Raw genomic sequence first — 15,031 nt, 5'->3', positions numbered from 1 at the left:
TTAATGAGTACAGTCTTTCAAGGCGAACACCTTTTACCCGGTAATCTGGGTCAGATATTTGTTATTCTATCTTTTGGCTCAGCCCTTTTATCAGCAACAAGCTATTATTTTGCTACTACGAACACCAATAAGCTCGATACTTCGTGGCTTAAAATGGGCCGGTGGGCATTTTTTATCAATAGCGCCTCTATTTTAGGGGTAGGCGTATCGCTGTTTTACATTATTTACAATCACTTTTTCGAATATCATTACGCCTGGTCATATACCTCCAGATCCTTGCCGGTTTATTACCTGGTTTCGGGTTTCTGGAACGGACAGGAGGGAGGCTTTTTGCTTTGGACCTTTTGGCAAGCCGTATTAGGTAACATATTAATTTGGCGTGCAAAATCATGGGAAAAGCCGGTAATGACAATAGTTGCGTTTTCCCAGGTGTTTTTAGCATCAATGATGCTTGGTATTGAGTTTTTGGGTGCAAGAATAGGAAGTTCTCCGTTTTTATTGTTGAGAAATTCAGGAATTGAAGCCCCTATATTTTCTCGCCCTGATTATTTATCTTTTATAAAAGATGGTCAGGGAATGAATCCCCTGCTCCAAAATTATTGGATGGTAATACATCCGCCAACGTTATTCCTTGGTTTGGCTTCAGTGGTAGTGCCATTTGCTTACGCAATTGCAGGCTTATGGCAAAAACGTTATAAAGAGTGGGTAGCTCCGGCTATATCATACGCACTGTTTGCAGCAATGATATTAGGTACAGGTGTTATAATGGGGTCATTATGGGCCTATGAGTCGTTAAACTTTGGCGGCTTCTGGGCATGGGATCCGGTAGAAAATGCCTCTATCTTTCCATGGTTAACATTATTGGCCGGGCTGCACGTACTAATCGTATTTAAAAATACAGGTCATTCATATTTTACAGCAACCTTTTTAGTACTTATCAGCTTTGTGATGGTACTTTACTCATCGTTCCTTGCCCGTAGCGGTATCCTGGGTGAAACATCTGTACATGCATTTACAGATTTGGGTATGTTTTGGCAATTGGTTGCTTACATCCTGGTATTTCTAGTTTTATCAATTTACCTGTTGGTAATAAGATTTAAAGAAATGCCCATCACCAAAAAGGATGAAGAAACCTATTCACGTGAATTCTGGATGTTTGTTGGAGCAATTTTCCTTGGACTTTCTTGTTTCCATTTGTTATTGGTAACCTCTATCCCGGTGTGGAATGCTATGTTTGGTACAAAAGTAGCGCCGCCTGCAGATTTGGTTGGCCATTACAATATTATCCAGGCATCGTTTGCTATGGTAATTACCTTATTAACGGGCTTTAGCCAGTTTATGAAGTATAAAAAAACAGATATTACCCGCTTCTTTATTACTACGCTGGTTTATTTTGTTTTTGCTGCGTTAGTTACAGCTTTGGTAGTTTATGCAAGTGGGTTATATAAGTTGCATTTTGTATTTATCCTGGTAATGTTTGGTTCACTGTATTCTATATTGGCTAACGGTAAAGTTTTGGCTGATGCAGTAAAAGGTAAATTTAAACTTGCCGGATCGGCAGTTGCTCATATCGGCTTTTCACTGATGTTGGTAGGCGCTTTAATTGCGGCGGGTACAAGAGGTGTTGTTTCTAAAAACGACAAGGGTATAGTTAATGTATCTGGTTTTGATAAAGCTGCTGGCGATGCCCGCGAAAATATCATGATCTATAAAAATGAGCCGGTAAAAATGGGCGATTATACCGTTACCTATATCGGTGATTCAACTTCAGAGCCCAATCACTTTTATAAAGTTGATTACAAACGCTACGATAATACGGGTAAACTAAAAGAGGAATTTGTGTTAATGCCCAAGGTGCAGATTAATCCGCAACTAGGTTTAGCTGTATCACCAGATACCAAGCACTATCTGTTGCACGATTTATACACACATATAACCGCATTGCCTCCAATGCCTCAAAGTTCATCAGCCGACCCACAGGCAGGCGCTGCACATGGCGAAGAGAATGATGATAAGAATTATGAAGCCCCGGTTACCCATGAAGTGGCCCCTGGCGATACCATCCGTTTTAGGGAAGGTTATATGATATTAAAATCGCTGGCTAAAGAAACATCAATTCAAAATATACCACTTACTGCCAATGACGTGGCTGTAGGCGCTAAACTGGAAGTGTTTTCTCACGATAAAACTTACGATGCTGAGCCGGTTTATATGATCAAAAATAAAAGTGTATTTGATTTTGCCCGAAAAGTTGATGATGTTGGCCTAAAGCTGCGACTTACCAAAATAATCCCTGAAAAAGGAAAGGTAGAAATTACCGTTTATCAACAGCCTGAGAAACTGAAACCATGGATAGTAATGCGCGCTTTAGATTTCCCTTATATCAATTTCCTTTGGGCGGGTACCTTAATTATGATCATCGGTTTCTTATTGTCAATATTCAGAAGAAACAAAGAATTAAAGACGGTATAAATATTTTTAAGTGGTTGATTTAACCAATCTGCAACAGGACCTCATCAATAATGGATTTACCATTGTTGATGAGGTTTTTACTTGTAACGAAGTTAAGGTACTAATTGACATCATTGATAATACCGATCAATCAGGTATTGTATTCCGTAAAACAGATGATCTGTTTGCCATTCGCCGTTTTTTCATCGAAGTGCCAGGTATTTATTCTTTAGTGTTTAATGATAGATTACGATCGGTAATTAAAAGCCTGTTTGGAAACGATTACTTCGTAGTAAAATCTATTTATTTTGATAAGCCTGGAAAATCAAACTGGTTTGTGGCCTGGCATCAGGACCTTACTATTTCTGTGGATAAGAAGATTGATCTGCCGGGTTATGGCCCCTGTACAATTAAGCCAAATCAATATGCAGTTCAACCACCTATTACAATACTTGAGGATAATTTTACAGTTCGCATTCATTTGGATGATACAGATGAAGGTAATGGTGCATTAAAGGTTATCCCCGGGTCTCACCTAAAAGGGATTTACCGTACTGAAAGTATAGATTGGAATACTGAAGTAGAGAATGTTTGCAATGTGAAAGCCGGTGGAGTTATGATTATGCGTCCCTTGTTAATGCATGCTTCCAGCCGTACTACCACAAATAAAAAGCGAAGGGTAGTACATATAGAATTTAGTCGTTATAGTTTGCCTGATGGAATTAATTGGGCAGAAAAGGCTTCATATTAGTATCATTTGATTATAGTCCGTCATACTCATAAATAACCTAAGGAAGATCATTTTATCTCACTAATTTTGCAGCGATAAATTTGCCTTGGGCAATATATAATTGAATTTAAGAAATGCGTATCACCATAATAGGATCTGGAAATGTTGCAACACATTTTGCTGCGGCTTTTAAAAATGCGGGCCATCGTATAGTACAGGTTTACAGCAGGCATATGCAACATGCTGCCTTACTTGCTTATCATGTAGGGGCTGAGGCTATTGATGATTTAACGTTGGTGAGCGGTGAAACAGACTTGTTTGTTATTTCAATAAAAGATGAGGCTATTGGTATAACTGCCGAAAAACTGGCTCCGTTTAACAAGTTGATAGTACATACTTCTGGTGCTACACACATGGAAGCCGTACAGGCATTTACGCCTTGGGCAGGTGTGTTTTATCCATTACAAACCTTGAGCAAAACTAAGGAGGTTGATTTTCGCACCGTTCCTCTATGTATTGAGGGGGCTGATGAACAAATAACCCGTCAACTAATAGAACTAGCCCAAACCATAAGCAATAATGTATACAGGGTAAATTCCGCACAGCGAAAAGTGCTGCATCTCGCAGCCGTTTTTGCCTGTAATTTTCCTAATTATCTTTATGGTGTAGCCCGGCAGCTTTTGGCTGAAAATCAAATGGATTTTGAACTATTGCGTCCCTTGATTTTAGAAACAGCCCAGAAAGTACAGGAGTATTTACCGGGTGAGGTGCAAACGGGGCCGGCAGTCCGTAATGATCATCAAACTATGGCCACGCATTTGGGAATGTTAGATGATAAACCTGCATTAAAAGTGATTTATGAGCTGTTAAGTCAGCAGATTATCAAAAACGATAATGATAAGGCCACAGGATAAGTAATTTTGTTACTTTTGCTGAAATGAACATTTTTAAAGTTAAGATAAACTTTGAGGCGAAAGGACAAGAAAGCGTTGAGCTTCCAATAGCCGAAGGTGAGTCTGTATTAGACGTGTGCCTGGAAAACGGCATTGAATTGCAGCATAATTGCGGAGGTGTATGCGGATGCAGCACCTGTCATGTTTACGTGAACAGTGGAATGGATAATGTCCAGGAAATATCTGACAAAGAAGAAGACTTTATCGACAGGGCAGTTAACCCGCGTATAAATTCACGTCTGGGTTGTCAATGTGTGATACTGGATGGCGATATTGAAGTAACCTTGCCTGATCAATCACAGTTTTTAGGACATTAATAAGGGGGAAATGCCCCCTGTTGAGAAAATAAACCCAATAAGCTATAATATTCAAAAAAAATGACAGATAATAAATTTAGCCTGCCAATTCACTGGAATGATCATGAAGACATTGCTATTGAACTTTATGAAAAGTTTGGTGATGATTTTGATGAATCAAAAATATACCGCATCCGTTTTACTGATCTTTTAGAGTGGGTGCTTACGCTTCCTAATTTTGCAGGCACCCGTGAAGAATCAAATGAAGGTCACCTGGAGCAAATTCAATCAGCCTGGGTTTACGAGTGGCGCGATAATCAATAAGATAATTTGCTATATTGAGTCTTTCAGTCAGTAAATTTATAATCATAATATCTTAAAAAAATCGGTCGAATCCTGAAAATATGGAATCATTTTTAAGCAAACTAAAAGAAATAACCACCTTGGTTTTTGATGTGGACGGAGTATTAACAGACGGTTCTGTTTTTGTAACAGAAGATGGTTTGCAAAGCCGTGCTTTTAATATTAAAGATGGTTATGCCTTGCAGCTTGCTGTTAAGTGCGGCTATAATGTTTGTACTGTTTCCGGAAGCCGTTCCAAAAGTCAGCTATACCGTTTAAATAGTTTAGGCGTAAAGGATGTTTATATGGGCATCCACACTAAAATTGAAAAGCTGAAAATTTATCTTGAAGAAAAGAGCATCAGTCCCGAAAATGTATTATACATGGGCGATGATATTCCTGACCTGGAAGCCATGAAACATGTAGGCTTGCCTGTTTGCCCTGCTGATGCTGTTGAAGAGATCAAAGCGGTGAGCAGATACGTTTCTCCAATTGTTGGTGGCAGAGGATGCGCCCGCGATGTAATTGAGAAGGTGCTTAAAATACAGGGTAAGTGGTTAAATGAGGAAGCTTATAGCTGGTAGTTTAAGGCTATACTGTCCAAATTAGCTATTCATAGTTGTCAATATTACTACCAACAATGATAAACAATCATAAAATCATTCTTGCTTCAAAATCGCCTCGTCGTCAGGAATTACTCCGTTTGATGGATCTTGAATTTCGCATTGTTTTAAAGGAAGTAGATGAATCTTATCCTGCTGATTTAAATCCGGAAGAGATAGCTGTTTACATTGCCGAAAAAAAAGCCAAAGCTTTTGATGAGAACGTTACTGACGAGATAGTACTCACTGCTGATACGATTGTTTGTATTGATAATAAAATATTGGGCAAACCAGAAAATGCAGAACATGCTGTTGAAATGCTACAATTACTGTCAGGCAGGATGCATAGAGTAATAACTGGTGTTTGTTTGTTTTATAAACAACAATACCATAGTTTTTCAGATGTCTCGGAGGTATACTTTGGTGAACTATCTGATGAGGAGATTAATAGCTACGTTGAAAAGTATAAACCTTTTGATAAAGCCGGTTCTTACGGTATCCAGGAGCGCATAGGGCTTATCGGTATTGAACGTATTAATGGCTCGTATACCAATGTGGTTGGCTTGCCCACCGAAAAATTATATCAAGCGTTAGCCAAACTATAAATGGTAAATGTTTCAACATAATTAACATCAATTTTCTGCTTTCCAAATCATGGCAGATAGTATTCTTTGTTTTCTGCAAGGATGATCGAAAAATATAATTTCCTCCCAATATCCCGGATCAATTTTATGATTATCAGCCGATTTTAACATCAGTGAAGCAAAAGCATCTGGTTGACGTGCTGCGTTTAAACCATAGTTATCTGCCTCAATTTCAATCACACGTGTTATGGAGTTGGTTACCGGAGTAAGTATAAAAAAGTAAAACGTAAATAAAAATACAAGCACAGGTAAGCTGGTAATATCCTGTATGCTCTTCATCTGCCATTTATCACTATACTTATTAATCAGTTTGGTAACAGACCATTGGATCAATTTAAATCCAATTAAAATCAGTAATCCATATTCCAGCGTTAAGATAAAAAGATGACGCAATACATAATGACCCATTTCGTGGGCCAGGGCTGCCTTAATCTCATTATTAGTGCAATGATTAAGCATATTATCATTTAGAGATATCCTCGCGGTACCGGCAAAACCGCTTACTTCTGCATTAAATACCTTTGTTTGCTGCGATTCATTATAGACATACACGTTGTCTACATTTACCCGGTTCGCCCTGGCCATGGATAATATCTGGTTTTTTAGGTAGCCATTTTTGAGCGGGATGTATTGATTAAATATAGGAGCGATAAAAACAGGGTAAATGATAATAAGTCCTGTTATAAAAACAATCGAAACAGTTGTACCCCAAATCCACCAGTTTTCTTTTGTTTTTCTGAAGATACCGTAAACCAGCACAAAGAAGGGCGCTGCTATAATTAGTTCAACTATAAAAGTGATCAAGTCATTTAAGAACCATTGCACAAAGCCCTGATTTGAAAAACCATACTGATGCTCACGGATAAAGTTTTGATAAATATCCAGCGGCAGCAATAGCAAAAAAGTAAGCAGGAAATAAAAGACAATAAAAATGAAATTACCACGGTTGATGGCTTTAATTTTGTTGCTACGTTTTAGTATGTATTTACTTAAACCGCCAAAAAGAAATAACCAGGCAACAAGAGCAGCGCATACTATATTCCAAAGCAATAACCAATAACTGCCCTCGCAATAGTTATTTGCTTTTTCACGAACAGACAATGGTATAGTATTTATTAATTGTGTGGTTCCTTTTTCAGCATCTATATGGCTGATGATATGGTTACTTATTGTTTGATTAGTTTGTGCACAAGCAAGCGTAAAACTTAGCAGACAAAAAAAAAGAATGATGGGGGTTTTCATCAGGATGTACTTTGTAAGTAATATTGTTAATACTGATTACAAAGTAAATGCTCTGGCAATAAAGAAATTTGTACAAACACGACAACTTATTACTACCGGATTCTATTAAGGAAAACGGGGACCGGGCCATATTTGGGACGGATTTAATCCCGAATATTTTTTTACTTCACGAGTTAAATGTGCATGGTCATAATAACCGGCTTCGAAAGCTACATCAAGTAATTTGCCTTTTAATTTATTTTTTTGGAGCATTTTTAACGCTTTCTGAAAGCGGATTATCCCTATAAATTCCTTCGGCCCCATGCCTGCATTTTTATTAAATACCCGCTCCATTGTGCGGGTGCTCATATTGAATTTTTGCGAAAGTGTTTCTACAGGTATAATGCCCCTGTAATTGTGAACCATTTCGGTTATGGCGGGAATACACGTAGTGTTACTTTTCTTATTGATGAAAAAATTATCGAGCCTTTTTGGCAGCATTTCATCCATATCTAAAATTAAAGAAAGATGCTTGTCCTGAAACTCAATGATTTGGTCAACAATTTCAAATAAAGGTAGTTTATAAAAAACAGGTAGTCCGCCTGCTTTAAACCTGATGCCTATAAAAGTACTGTTAGGTAAACTATTTATAAAACTCGATGAAGTGGAAGCGCCACCCATATAAATGCAGCCGGGCGATAGCGATGCCTGCTCATTAAATTTAGCTTCGGAGCTGCCCAAATTGATAAAAATGTCTGTACAAACATCAGCAAACAGGGGTACATTGACCGCTGTAAAAGTAGAATCGGTTTGCAAAACCCAATAGTATGCTATATGCTTTTGTAATGAAATATCAGGTATATATTTAACGTATTTCATTTATAACAGCTTTAAACCGTGTTTTAACTAATCATTTTGATATGTAAAACTAAGGTAAGCAATGTTATAAAATATTTCAACCATCATAAAAAGCGGATAATTACTTCTTATGATGGTTGAATTTTGAGATTGGAGGTCTTATTTTACTGTTAATGTATTGTTTTTCCTATCCATATCGGGCAATGCTCCATTCGGATCGATAGTAACACTTTCTGCTTCGGTTGTTGTTGGGATAGTGAAGGTGATAGCTTTATTCTGTAACCAGGTTTCTACAGGTAAGCTCATGCGGTATTTGCTGCCGTCTTTTAGCTTAACTTCAACAGTAAACGGCATAGCCATTTGCTCTTTGTTTGAAACGGTTACCGATATTCCTTTTTTGGGATCGCCGCCAACATATTTGGCGTCTATCAATGCTAAATCAAGCGACCAGTTGTTATAGAACCAGCCTTTCCAGAACCAGGAAAGATCTTCGCCACCGCCATTATCCATTGATCTGAAGAAATCATCAGGTTGTGGATGTTTAAAGGCCCAGTTATGAATGTAATTTTTAAAGGCATAGTCGAATCGGTCTTTTCCTAAAATTTGTTCACGAAGCAATACCAGGCCAAATGCAGGTTTGAAATAAACGATAGGGTGGCGATATTTTTCAGGAACAGCATCAGCAGCAGTCATAATAACCGGGGCTTTTGGGTCTGCAATTATCGGCACTATTTCATCCGCAGGATCGCCACCACCCGGGGCATATTCCCCATCTCTTTTTGGCGCAAACTCACCATGATTGAAATTATCCGAAGCGTAGATGTCAATAAAAGTATTAAAACCTTCATCCATCCAACCAAAACGACGCTCGTCACTGCCAACAATCATCGGGAACCAGTTGTGGCCTATTTCGTGTGCTGTTACCCAATAAAGTTCTTTTCCTTTGTCTGTAATGCCATCAAATACAATGCCCGGGTATTCCATACCGCCTGCAATGCCTGCTTCATTAATAGCAACAGGGTAAGGGTAAACAAACCATTTTTCTGAGAAATATTCAATGGATTTTTTTAGGTATTCGGTGGCTCGTCCCCAGGCCTCATCACCGGCGCTTTCAACCGGATAAACAGACATGGAAAGTGATTTCTTATCTTCCGGCAAATTAACCCGGGCAGCATCCCATATATAGGCTTTCGATGCACCAAAGGCCACATCTCGGGTATTGAGCATTTTAAAATGCCAAGTTAAGGTTGATTTTGCTGATTGACGGAACGAATGGTCATTCACCTCATCAGCAGTTTTAATCATAATAGTTTTATCACTATTGTGCGCTGCATTTAACCTGTTGATTTGTTTTGCAGTAAGTACTTCTGTTGGATTCAATAATTCGCCTGAGCCAGCCACAATCATATCAGCAGGGACAGTTACCTGGTAATCAATGTTGCCATATTCCAGATAAAACTCACCAGGACCTAAAAACGGTAGGGTATCCCAGCCACGGGTGTCATCATAAACACACATGCGGGGAAACCATTGAGCAATTTCATATATCTTACCATTTTTGGTATCCACATAATCGGTCCGGTTGCCGAAGTTGCCGGGAATAGTATATTTATATTTAATAGTAAAAGTGATTACTCCGCCATGTGGCAAAACCACTTTAGGTAAACGGATTTGCATACGGGTGTCGGCTACAATAAAATCAGCTTTTGTTGATACTTGTCCATTATTAATATAAACCGATTCAATCTGATAGCCGCTGGTATGTTGCTCAGCTGCCGGAGCAAATGCTGTTACAAAATTTGATCGGGCATCTTTTTTATAAGTATTCTGATCAAGCTGCAACCATAAATAAGGCAATGCATCCGGACTGTTGTTGATATAATTGATTTTTTCTGTAGAGGTTATGGTTTTGGCGGTAGTATCTAATGTGGTATTTAGCCAATAATCTACGCGGTTTTGCCAATACTTTTCTCCGGGTGCCCCATTAGCCGAATGAAACTCATTCCCTTTTTCGCTATAAAATAAAGGTGAGAAAAGTTCTGAAGGTTGATAGTTAGAAGATATGGTATCGTTGGTGCTTGCTGCACGGTGCCGTCTTTGGGCTGTTGCCGTAACAGCTAAGGCCGACAGTAAAATAATAAAGTTGAGTTTTAATTTCATTTAATGCTTTTTGCTGGCAGCAATATACAAAGGATGAATTTAAATTTGAGTTTGCTTTTAAAATGATACAAATTGTTGATCTGCACTAAAAGGTTGTTATATTTCAACAAAAAATGCTGTGCACTTTCCGGTTAACCTCCCAATAGGAAAATTTACTATCCCTGTTCACTTTATTTGCGAAACGCTGGCTTATTTTTTAGGCTACCGATACTATCTATATCTCCGAAAACATAATAATGACGCCATCGATGCCGAAAATAGGTTGGTTATTTTTATTGGAGCCGCTTTTGGGGCATTAATCGGCTCACACTTGGTAGGAGTGTTTGAAAACCCGTCATCTTTCCGGTTAAATATTTTTTATATTATGGGCAATAAGACCATAGTGGGGGGATTATTAGGAGGGTTAGTAGGGGTGGAATTAACCAAAAAGAAGATTGGTGTTACCGTATCATCAGGCGATTTAATGACTTATCCTCTTATATTGGCTATGATAATAGGAAGGTGCGGCTGTTTTTTAGCCGGATTGGAAGATGGTACATTTGGGATACCCTCCAATTTGCCATGGGCTGTTGATTTTGGCGATGGCATTCACCGGCATCCAACCAATTTGTACGAAATAATCTTTTGGGTCTCTTTATGGATCGGATTAGTTGTTGTGCAACGTAAATACCAGTTTGCAGATGGTGCCAGGTTTAAAGTTTTTCTGTCATCATACCTTGTTTTTCGCCTGCTGGTTGAGTTTATTAAACCCAACTATTTTTTTAGTTTTGGTTTGTCAGTAATTCAGTTGGTTTGTATTGCAGGTATTTTGTATTATTATAAAGTATTTCTATATCCATCAAAGCTTATAAAATCCAATGCCTGAACGCCCGTATATTTATTATGATTTTACACTTAGTATTTGTTCAACCTGCTTACGCCGCGTAGATGCAAAAATAGTTTTTGAAGATGATAAGGTGTATATGCTTAAGACTTGCAGGCAGCACGGTTTTGAGAAGGTGTTAATAGCCACAGATATTGAATATTACAAAAACTGCCGTAACTATGCCAAACGCAGCGAAATGCCGCTGAAGTTTAATGCGAAAACACATTATGGGTGCCCGTATGATTGTGGTTTATGCCAGGATCATGAGCAGCACTCTTGCCTTACTGTGGTAGAAGTTACCGATCGGTGCAATTTAAATTGCCCAACCTGTTATGCCATGTCGTCGCCAAGCTATGGCAGGCACCGTACACTTGCCGAAATTGAGCAGATGCTTGATGTGATCATTGAAAACGAGGGACAACCCGACGTGGTTCAGATCAGCGGTGGAGAACCTACTGTGCATCCTCAATTTTTTGAGATACTTGATATAGCCAAAACCAAACCTATAAAGCATTTAATGCTCAATACCAATGGTATAAGGATAGCAAAGGATGAAAGTTTTGTGCAACGGCTGGCAACTTATATGCCTGATTTTGAAATTTACCTGCAGTTTGACTCCTTTAAAAAGGAAGCTTTAGAGCAGTTACGGGGGGAAGATTTAAGAGAAGTAAGAACCAAAGCATTGGAAAATCTGAATAAGTACAATCTATCTACCACATTAGTGGTTACGCTGCAAAAAGGATTGAACACTGATGAGATTGGCAAAATCATTGAGTATGCCTTGCAACAACCTTGTGTACGTGGTGTTACTTTTCAACCTACGCAATAAGCCGGAAGGCTGGTGAATTTTAATCCTGAAACAGATCGTTATACTTTAACGGATGTACGTTCTGCCATACTGGAACAGACCAATGTTTTTAATAAAAATGATCTAATCCCGGTTCCCTGCAATCCTGATGCTTTAGTAATGGGCTATGCTTTGAAATTGGGAGGCCAGGTGTTCCCGCTAACCCGGATGATTAAGCCGGATGACCTGCTTGATAACTCTAAAAATACCATTGTGTATGAACAGGACGAAAAATTGAAAATGCACCTGCTCAATATGTTCAGTACGGGCAATTCAGTTGACAAAGCCGGTGAACATTTAAAGTCGATAATGTGTTGTTTACCCGAAATTGATGCATCAAATTTGAGTTATGACAACCTTTTCAGGGTAATCATAATGCAGTTTATTGATGCACAAAATTTTGATGTAAGGGCTATAAAAAAATCATGTGTGCATATTGTAAATAAAGACATGAAAATTATTCCGTTTGAAACTATGAATATTTTTTACCGTGATGACAAAGTGGAATACCTTAACCAATTGAGAACAGAAATACCAGTATAATGGACAATAAAGAAATCGACGAAAAAAAGCAGTCTTATAACATGTGGGTTGTTGGTGTAAATTTGGCTGTACTAGCTGTATATACCGTGATTTCGAAAGCTAATACAGAGTTGGGCCCTCTTCTTGATGCATTTCTTATAGCAATTCATGTTGCAGTTTGTATTTTATGGGCAGCTATAGCCAGCAAAAGAATATGGTGGTTAACAGCTTTAGTGGTTTTGTTAATTGGTTTCTCAACATGCGTTGGAATTCTTTGGAGATAAAGAGATCAATTGATCCTTACCCCATCATATCTGTCAAAACACCCTCTTTTAATGAACTGGTAGACATGGTTACTTTGCTTATTTCCAGTTTTTCGATAACAAAGCGAGTTAATAATGATGCCACAACAATCATATCTATCCGTACAGATATAATTCCCTTAGCTTCCAACCGCTGTTGATGGGTTGACAGTACGATTTTCTCTATCAAAGCCAATAGCTTATCTAATTCAAAGCTATAATGACTAATTTGCTTTATATCGAATGCGTTTCCTTTATCCAGTTCAGTTATTTCAGCATAGCTTTCAAATACGCCTGAAGAACCGATCATGTTTTCAATAGGATACTTTGCTGCCGCGATAAAGAGATTTTTTAAACAATCTTCAAGGTAAAGGTTTAAAGCATTGATGGAATCGGGTGGAATAGGGTCATTTCGATGAAATTTGTCCATCAGCCTTGCGGCACCTATTTCAAAACTTTGTTTCCAAAGTATTTCATCTTTATTGCAAATAATAAACTCAACACTGCCACCGCCAATATCAACAATCAAGCTATTTTGCTGGGATAAACAGCCATCGGCCTTAACTCCTTTATAAATAAAAGTAGCTTCTGCATCGCCATCAATAATTTCAATAGCAATGCCGGTTTGGGTTTTAACCTCATCAATAAACTCCTGCCCGTTAGCAGCACTTCGCAGGGCTGAAGTGGCAATAGCTCTTACTTTCCCTACGCTATTCTTTGCAATCAACTCGCTAAAATGCTGCATCGTTTTAATGCCACGTTCAAAAGCGGCAGGAACAATAAACCCTTTATTAATACCGCCTTCACCAATTTTAACGGCTTGTTGTTCATGTACTATTTCATTAAATCCAAATTGATCAGCCTCAACTATCAGCAAGTGAAAGGTGTTGGTGCCAAGATCCATTACGGCTAAGTGTTTATTCATGCAGCTAAAATAAACAATCCCTTAAATTGTTTGCCATTTAAGGGATTGTCATGATTTATGATAGTTTTATTGCATTATTCTTTATAAAAGAACCATTTTACCAGTTCTTTATAGCTTGTTTTTTTGCCATACATTAAAATGCCCACCCGGTAAATACGCGATGCCACGTAAGTGGTAAATAAAAAGCCAAGAATCATCAATGCCATTGAAACACCAAGCTGCCAAGTAGGAACATTATAAGGAATGCGCACCATCATAGCAACAGGAGCCGAAAGCGGAATCATGGATAACCATACTGCCAGCGGACTATCAGGTGCCTGGAAAAGCCAGGATACCGATAGCAAATAGGTAAACAACAACGGCAAGGTAATTGGGAACATAAACTGCTGTGTTTCGGTCTCGCTATCTACCGCCGAACCTACTGCTGCAAAAAGGGCACTGTAAAACAGGAAGCCTGAGATCCAGTAAAAAATGAAACAACCTATTTCATAGCCAGCGTTAGAGCCCAGGTTATGCATGAAGATATAGATCGGGTTTTGCGATGAAGCAGCTGTGTTATGCCCGACAAAATAACCTATTGCAGCCGAAAGGACAATCCATAAAACAAATTGTGTAAGTCCAACTAAACCAACACCAATAATTTTACCCATCATTAATTGAAATGGCTTTACCGATGATACAATCACCTCAATTATACGGCTTGTTTTTTCTTCAATAACCCCACGCATCACCTGTGCACCGTAAATAAATATCGACATATAAATCAAAATGGCGCCGGCAAAACTTAAGGCATAAGTAGCACCTATGCTGGTGCTTTTTTCACCCGAATCAGTCATTTCACTTGATTTGATAACGATATTGCTTTTTATTTTATGCAATCGCGCTGTATCAATACCGGCTTTTACCAAACTAATGCCGGATGCAATATCATTCATCTGACGCTGAATATTATCCGTTAATGAAAGCGTTGTTTTCTTTTTAGCATAAAGGGTAACCGTGTCTTTTGCATTGGCTGGAATGTTAAGTACCAAATCCTCATCGTCTTTTAAACTGGCCTTTGCCTGGTTCAGTGATCCATCAGGATAGTTAAACTTTACATATTTTTCATCCTGAAATTTCCCTTTGTACTCGCTACTGTTATCAATTACATTTACTATATGCATGGTTTCACTCTTGTCCGTGGCGACGTAAGCAATAATAGCATACATGCCGGCAATAAGGGCTGGTACTAGCATTGTCATCACAATGAATGATTTTTTCCTTACCCTTGTAATGTACTCGCGTTGTATAATTAGTAAAATTTTGTTCATGGC

Annotated in this window: 16 protein-coding genes; 11 read left to right on the top strand and 5 right to left on the bottom strand. The window is 38.5% G+C overall.

Features of this window, described 5'->3' with window-relative positions; all coding sequences use genetic code 11:
- Positions 1 to 3 precede the first annotated feature (3 nt).
- The 7 genes from ccsA (at position 4) to JN11_RS18825 (ending at position 5,979) form a co-directional block, all read left to right on the top strand.
- Positions 4 to 2,472: a cytochrome c biogenesis protein CcsA gene (gene ccsA, locus JN11_RS18855; RefSeq protein WP_144915053.1), complete on the top strand. Its 2,469-nt coding sequence runs from the start codon at positions 4 to 6 to the stop codon at positions 2,470 to 2,472.
- A 10-nt stretch (positions 2,473 to 2,482) separates the two neighbouring features.
- The gene (locus tag JN11_RS18850; RefSeq protein WP_144915052.1) at positions 2,483 to 3,202 is read left to right on the top strand and encodes a phytanoyl-CoA dioxygenase family protein; all 720 of its coding nucleotides are present in this window, start codon (positions 2,483 to 2,485) and stop codon (positions 3,200 to 3,202) included.
- A gap of 113 nt (positions 3,203 to 3,315) precedes the next feature.
- The gene (locus JN11_RS18845) at positions 3,316 to 4,095 is read left to right on the top strand and encodes a Rossmann-like and DUF2520 domain-containing protein (RefSeq protein ID WP_144915050.1); all 780 of its coding nucleotides are present in this window, start codon (positions 3,316 to 3,318) and stop codon (positions 4,093 to 4,095) included.
- 23 nt (positions 4,096 to 4,118) lie between these two features.
- On the top strand, positions 4,119 to 4,451 hold the full coding sequence (locus JN11_RS18840) for a 2Fe-2S iron-sulfur cluster-binding protein (RefSeq protein WP_144915048.1): 333 nt from the start codon (positions 4,119 to 4,121) through the stop codon (positions 4,449 to 4,451).
- 60 nt (positions 4,452 to 4,511) lie between these two features.
- Entirely contained in the window at positions 4,512 to 4,754 is a 243-nt protein-coding gene (gene iscX / locus JN11_RS18835; protein WP_144915047.1) for a Fe-S cluster assembly protein IscX, read from the top strand.
- Between the two features lie 80 nt (positions 4,755 to 4,834).
- Entirely contained in the window at positions 4,835 to 5,356 is a 522-nt protein-coding gene (locus JN11_RS18830) for a KdsC family phosphatase (RefSeq protein ID WP_144915045.1), read from the top strand.
- Positions 5,357 to 5,412: 56 nt separating this feature from the next.
- Positions 5,413 to 5,979 (top strand): Maf family protein, encoded by a 567-nt coding sequence (locus JN11_RS18825; RefSeq protein ID WP_144915044.1) that lies wholly within the window; start codon positions 5,413 to 5,415, stop codon positions 5,977 to 5,979.
- Positions 5,980 to 6,006: 27 nt separating this feature from the next.
- Here JN11_RS18825 and JN11_RS18820 read toward each other — a convergent pair whose 3' ends face one another.
- The 3 genes from JN11_RS18820 to JN11_RS18810 form a co-directional block, all read right to left on the bottom strand.
- Positions 6,007 to 7,260 carry a M48 family metalloprotease gene (locus tag JN11_RS18820; protein ID WP_144915042.1) on the bottom strand — a complete coding sequence of 418 codons (1,254 nt, stop codon included), beginning with the start codon at positions 7,258 to 7,260 and terminating at the stop codon, positions 6,007 to 6,009.
- A 105-nt stretch (positions 7,261 to 7,365) separates the two neighbouring features.
- Positions 7,366 to 8,118, bottom strand: a complete 753-nt coding sequence (locus tag JN11_RS18815) for a helix-turn-helix transcriptional regulator (RefSeq protein ID WP_144915041.1) — start codon at positions 8,116 to 8,118, stop codon at positions 7,366 to 7,368.
- A 138-nt stretch (positions 8,119 to 8,256) separates the two neighbouring features.
- Positions 8,257 to 10,257 (bottom strand): M1 family metallopeptidase, encoded by a 2,001-nt coding sequence (locus JN11_RS18810; protein ID WP_170227793.1) that lies wholly within the window; start codon positions 10,255 to 10,257, stop codon positions 8,257 to 8,259.
- Between the two features lie 118 nt (positions 10,258 to 10,375).
- On the opposite strand from JN11_RS18810, the gene JN11_RS18805 reads away from it, so the two are divergent.
- The 4 genes from JN11_RS18805 to JN11_RS18795 are packed head-to-tail and all read left to right on the top strand — an operon-like array spanning position 10,376 to position 12,775.
- Positions 10,376 to 11,122 (top strand): prolipoprotein diacylglyceryl transferase, encoded by a 747-nt coding sequence (locus JN11_RS18805; RefSeq protein ID WP_144915039.1) that lies wholly within the window; start codon positions 10,376 to 10,378, stop codon positions 11,120 to 11,122.
- A complete protein-coding gene (locus JN11_RS24790; protein ID WP_246139057.1) occupies positions 11,115 to 11,951 on the top strand; it encodes a radical SAM protein in 837 nt (278 codons plus the stop codon). Before JN11_RS18805 ends, JN11_RS24790 begins: the two co-directional genes overlap by 8 nt.
- Before the next feature lie 12 nt (positions 11,952 to 11,963).
- The gene (locus JN11_RS24785; protein ID WP_246139056.1) at positions 11,964 to 12,512 is read left to right on the top strand and encodes a hypothetical protein; all 549 of its coding nucleotides are present in this window, start codon (positions 11,964 to 11,966) and stop codon (positions 12,510 to 12,512) included.
- A complete protein-coding gene (locus tag JN11_RS18795) occupies positions 12,512 to 12,775 on the top strand; it encodes a hypothetical protein (RefSeq protein ID WP_144915038.1) in 264 nt (87 codons plus the stop codon). The genes JN11_RS24785 and JN11_RS18795 overlap by 1 nt, the downstream gene beginning before the upstream one ends.
- A 16-nt stretch (positions 12,776 to 12,791) precedes the next feature.
- On the opposite strand, the gene JN11_RS18790 is transcribed toward JN11_RS18795, so the two are convergent.
- Positions 12,792 to 13,718, bottom strand: coding sequence for a Ppx/GppA phosphatase family protein (locus JN11_RS18790; RefSeq protein ID WP_144915036.1), 927 nt, complete (start codon positions 13,716 to 13,718; stop codon positions 12,792 to 12,794).
- A gap of 74 nt (positions 13,719 to 13,792) precedes the next feature.
- On the bottom strand, positions 13,793 to 15,028 hold the full coding sequence (locus tag JN11_RS18785; RefSeq protein WP_144915035.1) for an ABC transporter permease: 1,236 nt from the start codon (positions 15,026 to 15,028) through the stop codon (positions 13,793 to 13,795).
- Positions 15,029 to 15,031 lie beyond the last annotated feature (3 nt).

The sequence above is a fragment of the Mucilaginibacter frigoritolerans genome (assembly GCF_007830615.1).
In the GTDB taxonomy this organism is placed as follows: domain Bacteria; phylum Bacteroidota; class Bacteroidia; order Sphingobacteriales; family Sphingobacteriaceae; genus Mucilaginibacter; species Mucilaginibacter frigoritolerans.
This window is presented reverse-complemented; position numbering and strand designations above follow the sequence as displayed.